The 10,950-nt window shown below is 44.3% G+C and carries 12 protein-coding genes and 1 pseudogene; 4 read left to right on the forward strand and 9 right to left on the reverse strand.

The genetic code is table 11. The features are described 5' to 3' along the window. A pseudogene (locus tag ACEW9J_RS02850) lies at window positions 1–321 on the reverse strand (photosystem II q(b) protein); the annotation flags it as partial. Between the two features lie 107 nt (window positions 322–428). Here ACEW9J_RS02850 and ACEW9J_RS02855 point away from each other — a divergent pair. Together ACEW9J_RS02855 and ACEW9J_RS02860 are read left to right on the forward strand one after the other, a co-directional pair. Further along, window positions 429–572, forward strand: a complete 144-nt coding sequence (locus tag ACEW9J_RS02855) for a hypothetical protein (RefSeq protein WP_373543636.1) — start codon at window positions 429–431, stop codon at window positions 570–572. Between the two features lie 52 nt (window positions 573–624). Next, the gene (locus tag ACEW9J_RS02860; protein WP_373543637.1) at window positions 625–1,065 is read left to right on the forward strand and encodes a DUF2262 domain-containing protein; all 441 of its coding nucleotides are present in this window, start codon (window positions 625–627) and stop codon (window positions 1,063–1,065) included. Between the two features lie 27 nt (window positions 1,066–1,092). Here the strand turns inward: ACEW9J_RS02860 and ACEW9J_RS02865 are convergent, their stop codons facing one another. The 8 genes from ACEW9J_RS02865 to ACEW9J_RS02900 all read right to left on the reverse strand — a co-directional run bounded on the left by ACEW9J_RS02865 (window position 1,093) and on the right by ACEW9J_RS02900 (window position 8,029). Further along, on the reverse strand, window positions 1,093–2,136 hold the full coding sequence (locus ACEW9J_RS02865) for a DUF1611 domain-containing protein (protein WP_373543638.1): 1,044 nt from the start codon (window positions 2,134–2,136) through the stop codon (window positions 1,093–1,095). Between the two features lie 74 nt (window positions 2,137–2,210). Next, window positions 2,211–2,939 carry a GUN4 N-terminal ARM-like repeat domain-containing protein gene (locus ACEW9J_RS02870; protein WP_373543639.1) on the reverse strand — a complete coding sequence of 243 codons (729 nt, stop codon included), beginning with the start codon at window positions 2,937–2,939 and terminating at the stop codon, window positions 2,211–2,213. A gap of 384 nt (window positions 2,940–3,323) precedes the next feature. Continuing rightward, complete coding sequence (locus ACEW9J_RS02875) at window positions 3,324–3,458, reverse strand: hypothetical protein (protein ID WP_373543640.1); 135 nt, start codon at window positions 3,456–3,458, stop codon at window positions 3,324–3,326. Window positions 3,459–3,467: 9 nt separating this feature from the next. Continuing rightward, window positions 3,468–4,688 carry a murein transglycosylase A gene (locus ACEW9J_RS02880; protein ID WP_373543641.1) on the reverse strand — a complete coding sequence of 407 codons (1,221 nt, stop codon included), beginning with the start codon at window positions 4,686–4,688 and terminating at the stop codon, window positions 3,468–3,470. A 196-nt stretch (window positions 4,689–4,884) separates the two neighbouring features. After that, on the reverse strand, window positions 4,885–5,139 hold the full coding sequence (locus ACEW9J_RS02885; protein WP_373543647.1) for a hypothetical protein: 255 nt from the start codon (window positions 5,137–5,139) through the stop codon (window positions 4,885–4,887). Between the two features lie 101 nt (window positions 5,140–5,240). Next, entirely contained in the window at window positions 5,241–5,945 is a 705-nt protein-coding gene (locus ACEW9J_RS02890) for a uracil-DNA glycosylase family protein (protein WP_373543642.1), read from the reverse strand. A gap of 133 nt (window positions 5,946–6,078) precedes the next feature. Next, a complete protein-coding gene (locus ACEW9J_RS02895) occupies window positions 6,079–6,975 on the reverse strand; it encodes an ROK family protein (protein ID WP_373543643.1) in 897 nt (298 codons plus the stop codon). Window positions 6,976–7,126: 151 nt separating this feature from the next. Then, window positions 7,127–8,029: an ABC transporter permease gene (locus tag ACEW9J_RS02900; protein WP_373543644.1), complete on the reverse strand. Its 903-nt coding sequence runs from the start codon at window positions 8,027–8,029 to the stop codon at window positions 7,127–7,129. A 192-nt stretch (window positions 8,030–8,221) separates the two neighbouring features. Here ACEW9J_RS02900 and ACEW9J_RS02905 point away from each other — a divergent pair, with 192 nt between their 5' ends. Together ACEW9J_RS02905 and ACEW9J_RS02910 are read left to right on the forward strand one after the other, a co-directional pair. After that, complete coding sequence (locus ACEW9J_RS02905) at window positions 8,222–9,271, forward strand: dipeptide epimerase (protein ID WP_373543645.1); 1,050 nt, start codon at window positions 8,222–8,224, stop codon at window positions 9,269–9,271. A 167-nt stretch (window positions 9,272–9,438) separates the two neighbouring features. Further along, complete coding sequence (locus tag ACEW9J_RS02910) at window positions 9,439–10,653, forward strand: transglutaminase domain-containing protein (protein ID WP_373543646.1); 1,215 nt, start codon at window positions 9,439–9,441, stop codon at window positions 10,651–10,653. Window positions 10,654–10,950 lie beyond the last annotated feature (297 nt).

A 10,950-nucleotide genomic window follows, 5' to 3' on the forward strand; every position in this document is an offset into this window, starting at 1 on the left:
GTATAACCACTCGTCTAAGGATGCTGCTTCCCAGATTGGGTAGAAGTGAAGACCGATGGCATTAGATGAAGGAATAACTGCACCAGAGATGATGTTGTTACCGAACATTAAAGAACCAGCGACTGGCTCACGGATTCCATCAATGTCTACAGGAGGTGCAGCGATGAAAGCGATGATGAAACAGATGGTTGCGGAAAGCAATGTAGGAACCATCAGTACTCCGAACCAACCAACATAAATGCGGTTCTCGGTGGATGTGGTCCAGCTACAAAAGCGTTCCCAGATGTTTGCGCTCTGGGTGCGTTGTAAGGTTGTGGTCATTTGATGATTGCTGGTGTTCTCGGTAGAACGGAATGTGTTGGATGAATATACTCTTAACTTAACTTGATTATTAATGTTTGTAAACGTTTCTTAGGTTTGGAGAATTAATGAGTGTGATTAGTTTTGGTTATGTCTGGGATTTATTCCAACATGGTTCGCATAGCCAGCGGTTAAAACTGCCGCTGGTGATGCAAAGTCCGCCTGCGCGGACTAACACTAGCGAAGATCCAAGCCTAACCAAACTGTATTGAGAAGTTATCTATGCTGGGTATACTTCTCTAAAGAGTTAGATGTGTGAAAATTATGAACTATCCAGACATTGAATGCCCAGAACTGGGGACATTGCGTTACGAAGAAGAGTATGAGTGCTACAAGGGGCAGCTTAAAGCCCAACAATCAGAACTTTCGATCCAGCTTCTAACCGATGAAGACGGAGCAGTAGCGTCTGCACTTAAAAGAGCTACTGATTTTGTGAAGGAGTTGGACAAACATGCCCAGTCTGCGCGAGATTATGCGGTTGAGGGGCTGCTAGCAATAAAAAATGAGATTTGGATTGATGATGAAGACGAAGAACCATTGACACCCGAACAGTTCAAAGAGCGGATGGTACTTGATTCTATATCGATCGACTCAGATGGTGCCGTGTCTTTCTACCATAACGATGGCGATTTATTTTGGGGACATTGTATTTTGGTGACGATGGATAGTGAAAATAATTTTACTATTGCTGAGATTGCGGGTTGATTAGTTACTCGATCGCACACCAATCAGCTATGACTTGATAATTGCATCTAGCAACACATCAGCACCAAACCGGACGGCATCTGTGCAGGGTAAGCCCGTCTCAGTGGTGACTCGATCGATCTCGGCTTGCACCACGTCATCAGATAGCTTGCCACCATTGAGCGCGATCGCGACCACCTTGACGGTTCCAAATGCTCCCGCACAGCTAGCTACTGCCTCGTACAACCGCACAACTTCTGCTAAGGAGGGAATTTTGAAATCGGGACAATTGCGGATGGTTTCCTGACCGATTTTGTGGAGCAGAATCAGGTGCGTGGGTTGGGAACCACGAATCAATGGGAGAGTAGCCGTCGAACCTGGATGTAAGAGCGAACCCTGTCCCTCCACCACTAACAGCTCATAATCATTGCCATGAAGCATCACAGCTTGTTCGATCGCACCTGCGGCATAATCCACGCGCACTGCATCTAAAGCTACACCTTCACCACTAATCATCATTCCCGCTTGTCCCGTGCCGATAAACTTCGACTTTAGCCCCCGACGTTCGCAGGTACGTTGTAATTCTAATGCTGCGGACATTTTACCGATTGCCATATCTGTACCTACCATCAGCACTCGCTTACAGGGTAGGGACTTCGCCGAACCAGTGCCGATTTTTAATCCTTGGGGTTCCTGGCGCACGTCCCAGATCCATTGTCCTGGTTTTAATAGATTTACCAGTTGAGGATGAGTGGCTAAAGGCGTATGTAATCCATTGACGATCGATAAACCCGCCGCTACAGCCGTTTGTAATTCTGCCATCCAACTATCGGGAACGATCCCACCCGATGGTGCAATCCCAATTGCCAAGACATCCGGCTGATAATTTAAAGCCGATTCGATCGAATCTACAATCGGCAAATCGCGGTTAATCCCCGTTAACTCTACCAAAGACTGACCCGAACACGATCGATCGATCGCACACACTACCTGCGCTGGACTATATCGCAACAGTGTCAATCCCGTCTTTCCCTGAACTCCAGTAATTCCCTCATGTAACAATACTGCGAGACGATGTGATGATTTCAGCATTGGGGAATTAAAAGTTAGAAGTTAAGAGGTTGCAGTCTGCATCGATCGATTTTTAATCCAAAATCCAAAATCTCCTACTCACCAATTTTATCCCAGGCAGGATGTGATAGTAAAGCAGCTATCACCCGCACGCCACGCAGTTGATTGGATAGAGGTAAATGACCCCTAGGAGCAGTCAAATCCCACGTAAATGAGCCTGGATAGCGCGTCCAGTTATTAGCATTTTTCCAGCCAATTTTCACCCACAGTTTATCCCAACTTTTGCTCATTCCCAGCCACATTTCGCGTTGGATCGAGAACCCAAATTTACCTTCAGAATGAAATAGCCACAAAGCATCGATTGTGTGCAGATCGATCGACGGTAACTGTTCGACTTCGGTGAAATAAATCCACTTCCGCCCGACGGCACCTGCACCCGCTAATTCGCAGAGCTTTTCGGTAGTAAGTTTGTCGGCAGCTTGAAATTCTTGTTTAGCTAGTAATTTTTGAAGATTTTTGTAATCAATACCTAAGCTTGATTGGAGCGGAATGATTCCGGTGGGTAATTCTCGATCGAGATAATCACGGGCAGTGGCAAACTCGCTCTTGTACAGAGCTTGATAAACGGCTCCAGTAATAATTGTCGGCTTATTTTCTAGCTGTTGATGGAGCCACTTAATTAAAATTTCAACACCTGGTAAACCAGTAGCAACGATCTGAGGGAGCATCTGCAACTGATTTTTAGTGGTGCTAGTTGTAAATTTGTCTTGCAACTCGGCGACATCTGAAGGGATCGGTTGTGAAGTAGTACTGGAATCGGGCATGGGTGAGGATCGGCTGTGGCGTGGGGTAGTCCGAACTGATATTTTACCAAAAATTATCTAAATTATTATTTCTTACCACGATCGATAATCTGCTGCATAATTGCTGTTGTTGATGTAGGTATTTCAACTTGAATTAAGTAGCACCAGTATAAAAATATTAGTAATAAGCGTAATCCAGGGCACCCCTACAGGTTAATTGTGTAGGGGTGCCCTGTCTTGTCGTTTTTTTATGCGGGGGGAACCCCCGCATAAAAACGCCGCTTAATGGGTACCATTAGATCTCTGCTGTTATCTAGTCCTTAGGTATTGTTGCAAGATGTAAGAGTATCGATCGAGCAAATATCACCTTTGACATAGAGATCCGGTTGCAGTTGAGTACTTAAATTATCTACTGCGCGATCGAAACTCACTCCATTTACAGCCTACACAGCTAGAATTGCCATGTAAGACTGGATAACGATCGAACACTGTGGCTGTCATAGTTTGGTAGGTTCGATCGTCATCTTTATCAACTGTCAACTCATAAACCTAGCTCTTGAGCAATAGGTAATAAAGCTGTCCAGGCCCACCAGTGACACCTGCACGATCGCCAGCAATCTTACCAGTACCCATAAAATAGTCTACACGTCCTGGGCCAGTGATCGCACTCCCCGTATCCTGATCCAAGACATAACGACTCACCAATTTTTGTTGGATCGATCGACCTTCACTCGCATAAGGAAGTTGGGTATAAACTAAAGCTAGTGCGCCTGGTGGCATCATCGACTTGTCAGTGGCGATCGATCGATCGGGCGTGACTGGCACATTAATACTGCCCATCGCCTCACCGTTGAAGGTTTCCTTCATAAAGACAAATCGTTTGTAACGGGGAATATAAACATTTAATTCCAGGGGATTTTCGCGGAAGTAGCGAATAATGCCAGGGAGAGTAAGCTGGCTGGCGGTGACTTTACCATCTTTGGCGAGTTCTTTACCGATGCTGTTGTAAGCAAAATTCGTACCACCAGCGAAGCCAACAGTTGTTTTGCTCCCATCGACAAGATTGAATTCTGCCGAACCCTGAATCTGCACGAGGATCGCCTCAAATCGATCGCGCATCCAAAATATCTCATTCCCTGCGAGCGCACTTTCACTGCCTTGTAGCCCATCTGCGCCTTCTAATTCAACGCGTTCGGGGGGGGTGTCTTTCCAACTATTAAAGTTCGCAGGTAATTTGTAGAGGGGGTATTTAAATTCGGCTGTCTGGGTACGACTAGCTTGATAAATTGGTTCGTAGTAACCAGTAAATTGGACGGTACCTTTGTTATCTTTACCGATCGATTGGTAAAAGGAAAATTCCTGTTTTACCGCAGCTTGGAGTTGGGTAGCGGAACGACTATTATTAACCAATTGACGAAATCTGACTAGAGATCGACGCACTCGATCGCGACTAATTCCCTGGACGGGATAATTTTGATATGCTTTTGTAGCTGCGGGTGTCTCTAAGTAGCGCAGACTATTATCGATCGATTTGAGCATCAATGCTTTATCGCCAAATTTGCCCCACAGTTGCTCGTCAAAACCTAAAGAATTTTCTTCGTAATTGGGAGTACTGGGAGTCTTGGGAGTACTGGGAGCACTGGGAGTACTCTTACTCTGGTTGGCTTGGATCTTGGCAATGGGTGCAGCATGTAACCGCAAGGGTAGTTGCTGCTTGAATCCTAGCGCAATACCTAGATTCAAAGAGAGTAAAGCCAGTGTTCTAATCATGAAGTAATTATTAACATAACGCTTGGATATTGCAATCGGTGACGAGAGTTGCGGAAGTCATGTTTCCGATCCGATCTCGCAGTCGATTGTTATTTATCAATTTTGCAGTAGCATGAGTGGTCAGTGCTGGTGCGTTACGGCTTTCGCTTAACACACCCTACATCCAAAACCTAAAGCCTAAAACCTAAAACCTAATTTAGTAGTCTCGATCGATACTCGATGCAAATACGGGTTCGACACGAATTGCTTCGACACAGCTAGGACGAATCACCATGTACTCACCTTGATTATTTTTTAGGGGTACCGTAATAAAGTCGCTGGAGCTGGATTTTGGCATTAGCTCACCACTATACCATTTCTGAAACTCCTGAACTGTGGGGAAGCGGATTTCCTCCCGATGACCGCCTGACAGTAGCAGATGTACTGCATATTCATTCGCTACTTTAGCCATACTCGATCGTGTTTGGTGAGAGTTATCAACTTGAGTATGCCCAAATTTCATCTGAGAATCGATACTCTAAAAAATCACCTCCATGGAGGTGATTTTTTCAATTACGCGCTAACTTCATCCAATTTGGCGCGAATCGCCTGAATATCTTGCCACATCAACCACTTAGGTTTGCCAACATCTGGAGATGGATTGCGTAATAAATATGCAGGGTGGAAAATCGGCATACACCATCTGCCTTCCCATTCAATCCAAGTACCACGAATTTTGGTAATCCCGTCTTTTTTACCTGTAATTGCTTTTACGGCTGTTGCACCAGTTAATAAAATAATCTTCGGATTTACCAACCGGATTTGTTCTAGTAAATAGGGTTTGCAAGCAGCAACTTCGGCTGGAGTGGGGACGCGATTTTCGGGCGGACGACAGCGGACGACGTTGCAGATATAAACATCCCGATCGATCGTTAGTTTAACAGCCGCCAGAATCTTTTCGAGCAGTTGACCAGATCGACCGACAAATGGTAAACCTTGCTCATCTTCATTTTGCCCTGGTCCCTCACCCACAATCAAGATCGGTGCTGTTTCGCTACCTCTCCCGACGACAGCATTAATCCGCGTATTACCCAACTCGCAGCGATGACAAACCTGACAATGAGCCGTAAGCTGACTGAGACTGCTATATGTACCTGGAGGAATCGGAATATTACTGCTGGTGGGAATCAGCTCGAAGTTATTAGCTGGGAGTTCTACGTGTATCGCTGTAGTTTCACCGAAAAGGCTTAATTGAGATTCTGGGGATTCTGAAGACATAGGAGCATCGACTCAAGTTATACACTTATGATATTTATTGCCGAGAACTAACGATCGCGGGTTGGGTAGAGGAGAATCGATCGAGATTAATTATGATTTATAGTGTTACTGAACCCTCGGAACCAGTCGCAACTCATTTTTTGCGCTCTAACATTTCCCATGCCAATTTAGCCGCACCAGTTATCCCTGCTTGATTTCCTAATTCTGCCTCAATTAATTTAAATCCTGGGCGAGAAGTAACCATCACCCGCCTGTCGATTTCCCGTTTGGCTGCGGGTAGGAAGTATTTGGCACTGGCACTGATACCACCACCAATAATCGCTACTTCTGGTGTCAGAATATAGCTGATACTCGTCAAACCAATGCCTAGATTTCGACCATAACTATCCCAAAATTCTAGCGCAGATCGATCGCCTGCTGCCGCTAATATTCCCAGTTCTTTCGGCTCTTTACCCGTGATGCGCCGAATTGATTGCCCAGATAGAAACTGCTCTAGTGAGCCATTATTACCACTCTTACAGGGATAGCCAGTTGCATCAAAGGTAATTAAACCTAATTCCCCAGCACTCCCCGCATGTCCCGTAAATAATGCCCCATTGATAAACACTGCTCCACCAACTCCAGTCCCCAAAGTTAGGAGTACTGAATTGCGATAGTTTTGTCCTGCACCCAGCCAATTTTCCCCCAATCCGGCGCAGTTGCCATCATTTCCCACGATTGTCGGTACCCCAGTTCGAGACTGGATCAGTGTCGCTACCGGAATATCGATCCAACCCTCTAAATTAATCGCAATTCTGGCGATCCTCCCCGCCGCATCTGCTGGCCCTGGCGTGCCCACCCCAATCGCGCTAATATTTATCATGCCTGGGGCTAATTTCTCGATCGCATAAGTCATCATATCGATCGTCACGTCGGGATATGCTGGCTTTGGTGTGGGCACTGATAATGACTGAAGACAAGTCCCATCCTCAGTAAATCGCCCTAATTTAATCGCCGTACCACCAAGATCGATCCCGATTACTTCTGTCATGAAATTAGAGGGTAGAGGGTAGGGGCGTAGATCCTTTTTATCATCAGATCGATCGCGGCAATAAAAGATATTTCCTTTGTGTTAAATCCATTAGAACAGAAATTAGGCAAAATTCGACCTTTGCGCCAATGTTTAGTTATCCGCCTACCCTCTACCCCCTATCCTTCGGATTTATCAACTCACTCAAACCTTCGCCCAACAGAGATAAACCTGTCACCATCAATGTCAAAGCCAGCCCTGGAAATAACGTTGTCCACCAAATCCCCGTCGAAAGTGCGGGTAAAGCTTGTTTAAGATCGTGCCCCCATTCAGCAATTTCGTCGGGTAAACCCAAACCAAGGAAACCTAAACCACCCAAAACTAGAATCGCATCAGCAGCATTGAGCGTAAATAGTACGGGTACGCTCTGCACCACATTGGCAAATAGATATTTAGTCAACACATGACGAGTAGATGCGCCTAATGCCTGAGCCGCTTCGACAAACATTTGCGTCTTCAGACTCGCTGTCTGATTTCGCACCACTCGAAAGTACTGGGGAATGTAGGAAATACTCAACGCGATCGCGGCATTAAACACACCTTTACCCACAATAAACGCCAGCGTCACCGATAACAATAATCCTGGTAATGTGTAAATCGTATCCATCACGAACAGCAGGACTCGATCGAGATTGCCGCCTAAATAGCCGCTCACCATCCCCAACGGCACCCCAATTAGCAAACTCATCAAAGTTGCCAGTATCACTACTTGCAGAGCCGCCTGAGTACCAAACAGCGTCCGTGAAAAGACATCATAACCCTCCCGACTAGTCCCAAACCAATGCTGCCAAGATGGAGCTTGATTGATTGGGTTGTAGGGCGGCATGGGAGATCCGAGTAAATCTTGCGGATCTTGTAATAAACCAATCGCCTGTAATAATGGTGCAAATAATGCGATCGCAACAAAACTAACGGTAATTATTAATCCCAGCCCTAATAATTGCGTAGACAAACGATCTCGGCGTTTGTTGAAAAGTTGTTTAATAGATCCAAACGGAATTTTACTGACAGCCATAGGGCATTTTGCGGCGATCGACGAACGGTTCAATTACTATAAGGCGATCTGTACTCTAAAATTTATTAAATTAGAGGATCTGCTAATCCCTAAATAAAAAAACAGGTTGATGTAGGGTGTGTTAGGCAACAGCCGTAACGCACCATTGTCGATACTGTTCCCGCACTTTTGGCTCCCAACTCCCAACTCCACATGAACATCGAACTTTATCCTTACACTGTCAATAAACGGTTTGCACTGACAATCAGTCGCGGTACCAGCAGTCAAAACCAGAATTTAGCCGTGGGGATAACAGCCGATAACATTACTGGCTGGGGAGAAGCGGTACCATTTACGATCGGTACTCAAGTCCAATCATTCGATCTAATTACGACTGCTCTAAACCAAATTATCCCCCACTTAGCAGCCTATCATCCCCTGCAACGCCAAGCGATCGAGAGTCTGATGAATGCCTACCAATTACCCTCCGCAGCCAGAGCCGCGATCGATCTTGCCTTATATGATTGGCTAGGGAAGAGTGTCGAATTACCCCTGTGGAAATTGTGGGGATTAGAGCGCGAAAAAATTGTCCCGATTTCGGTGACGGTGGGGATTAATACGCCTGACGGTGCCAAAGCGAGAATTCGCGGGTGGTTGGAGGTATTCGAGGCGCGGTTTTTAAAAATAAAACTGGGGAATCCCTTGGGAATTGGTGCCGATCGCGAGATGATGTTGGCAATTAAGGATGAGATGCCCACTGCTAAATTAACTGTCGATGCCAATGGCGGTTGGAGTCTCGCAGATGCGATCTACATGAGCCAGTGGTTGGCGGATTTGGGCGTGGAATATCTGGAACAACCATTAGCACGAGGCAATGAAGGGCAATTGGTAGAACTAAAGCAAGCATCCCCATTACCAATTTTTGCCGATGAAAGTTGTTTTACCAGTCGAGATATCCCTGGATTGGTGGATAAAGTAGATGGGATTAATATCAAGCTGATGAAGTCTGGCGGATTGACAGAAGCGATGCGGATGATTCATACCGCCCGCGCTCACGATTTGCAGGTGATGTTTGGTTGTTATTCAGATACGGTGTTGGCAAATACCGCCGCAGCGCAGTTGTCACCGTTGGCAGATTATTTAGATTTGGATAGTCATCTAAATTTACTAGACGATCCATTTGTAGGTGCTAAGTTAATCGATGGGCGTTTAATACCAGGAGATTTGCCAGGATTAGGGATCGATCGTATCTCTCAGTTTTAAATAGTCAGTAGCTGAGTGGAAATATCGAGCGAATAGAAATTGTCTGAAATCCAGACGACGGGCAGTGCCTACCTTACAAATGGCTCAATAAGCTGAATCAATCTCAGGTATATTTTTCATGCTAATTGGGAATACTAGGGATGTCACAACTAATTAATAGTATTTGTATGCCTCAAAATCTCGAACGTGATTTTCAGAAAGCGGTTCTGAAATTAAAGCACAAGCAGAAAAATATTCTGAAAAGAAAATTTATAAATTTATTTAAATCAAGTCTGGCTCGATACTGGTTTATATCTTTATTATTACTAGTGGCTGTGACTAATGGAGCAAATCCGCATTTAATCAAAGATTTGGCTGGAAGGGTGGGTTATAATAGTCCTGAACCACCCTTATCAGCTTCACCTTGGTCATGGAAAAATAATCAAACAATTCACCCAATAGTTGCTAGCATAGCACCTAATATTGAGGGTAGTATTAAATCTACTGCTGAGTATATTGCTAGCCAGGAATCTGACCCATATTTACGAATTAAAGCATTACATGACTATGTAATTAGTCGGGTTAGTTATGATTTTCATGCACTTGAGATAGGAATACAACCACCTCAAGATGCTCAAACCGTCTTTTCAACACGAAAGGCAGTTTGTGGTGGTTACGCTAATCTCTTTATGGCATTAAGTCAAGCAATTGGTATAAATACTGTTGCTATACAAGGAGATATTCGTCAAGATTTAGCTCCTCCAAATTCAATTTCCACGAGTAGAGGACAATTAATTTCTAACACCAAACCGACATTACATGCTTGGAATGCTGTTAAGGTTGCAGATAATTGGCAACTAGTGGATACGACATGGGATGATAGCAGCTCCAATCAAAATCTATCTTTATATAAATCAGATTATCTCATGCCACCTCCTGAAGTAATGATTACAGATCATTTTCCAGATTGGTCACATTGGCAACTTTTACGCCACCCTATAAGTCGAGATTATTTTGAAAAGCAGTTAATATTGACACCTCGATTTTTCAATGAAAATTTACAGGTAGTTTCACCAGTTGAATATAAGACCTCTGTCGAAAAAAATGCTTTTATTCAAGTAAAAACACCTTTAAACTATTCAAATAAAATTGTAGCTCTTTTCTCGGAGAGAGAAAAATCTAATTTTTCGCTCTGGAGCCTACAGCATAGCAACCCATTTGCACAAGATAACAAAACAGATATCAAGACTTGTCAAAGTCAACCTGCGGTGGGAGAATCAATTCAAATATCTTGCCAATTCTCAGAAGTAGGGATTTATCAAGTTCTTTTATTCAGTTTAGAGCAGAGAGATAATATGATTAGACCTTATCCTATTGCTCAGTTTAAATTTGACGTACATTGAGTAACATTTTGAAGTTATGATAAGCAATATTCATCACCTCTGTGAAGATAATAAGTCAAAAATTTAAGCCCATTATCATCAGATCGGCTACTTCATCCAATTAATGAGCCGATTATGTCCAATTATGTCCGATTATGTCCAATTAGGCGTTGGCGTAGCCTCTTCTAAGAAACTCAACCTACAAGTGGCTCAGGAACTAGATCGAAGCCCATTTTTTTCGCCCGTTGTTTGAGATGTTTGAACACCCGTTGTTGGTATTGTTGCTCATAAGCTTCTGCGCCAGCATCCACAAAATCT

Origin of the sequence: Chamaesiphon sp. (genome assembly GCF_041737865.1) — a bacterium.
Taxonomy (GTDB): Bacteria; Cyanobacteriota; Cyanobacteriia; order Cyanobacteriales; family Chamaesiphonaceae; genus Chamaesiphon.

Coding starts and splice junctions, on each gene's coding strand:
- ACEW9J_RS02890 (WP_373543642.1), bottom strand. CDS start 5,945: ATGTCTTCAGAATCCCCAGAATCTCAATTAAGCCTTTTCGGTGAAACT.
- ACEW9J_RS02900 (WP_373543644.1), bottom strand. CDS start 8,029: ATGGCTGTCAGTAAAATTCCGTTTGGATCTATTAAACAACTTTTCAAC.
- ACEW9J_RS02885 (WP_373543647.1), bottom strand. CDS start 5,139: ATGGCTAAAGTAGCGAATGAATATGCAGTACATCTGCTACTGTCAGGC.
- ACEW9J_RS02865 (WP_373543638.1), bottom strand. CDS start 2,136: ATGCTGAAATCATCACATCGTCTCGCAGTATTGTTACATGAGGGAATT.
- ACEW9J_RS02860 (WP_373543637.1), top strand. CDS start 625: ATGAACTATCCAGACATTGAATGCCCAGAACTGGGGACATTGCGTTAC.
- ACEW9J_RS02910 (WP_373543646.1), top strand. CDS start 9,439: ATGCCTCAAAATCTCGAACGTGATTTTCAGAAAGCGGTTCTGAAATTA.
- ACEW9J_RS02895 (WP_373543643.1), bottom strand. CDS start 6,975: ATGACAGAAGTAATCGGGATCGATCTTGGTGGTACGGCGATTAAATTA.
- ACEW9J_RS02880 (WP_373543641.1), bottom strand. CDS start 4,688: ATGATTAGAACACTGGCTTTACTCTCTTTGAATCTAGGTATTGCGCTA.
- ACEW9J_RS02870 (WP_373543639.1), bottom strand. CDS start 2,939: ATGCCCGATTCCAGTACTACTTCACAACCGATCCCTTCAGATGTCGCC.
- ACEW9J_RS02905 (WP_373543645.1), top strand. CDS start 8,222: ATGAACATCGAACTTTATCCTTACACTGTCAATAAACGGTTTGCACTG.
- ACEW9J_RS02855 (WP_373543636.1), top strand. CDS start 429: ATGAGTGTGATTAGTTTTGGTTATGTCTGGGATTTATTCCAACATGGT.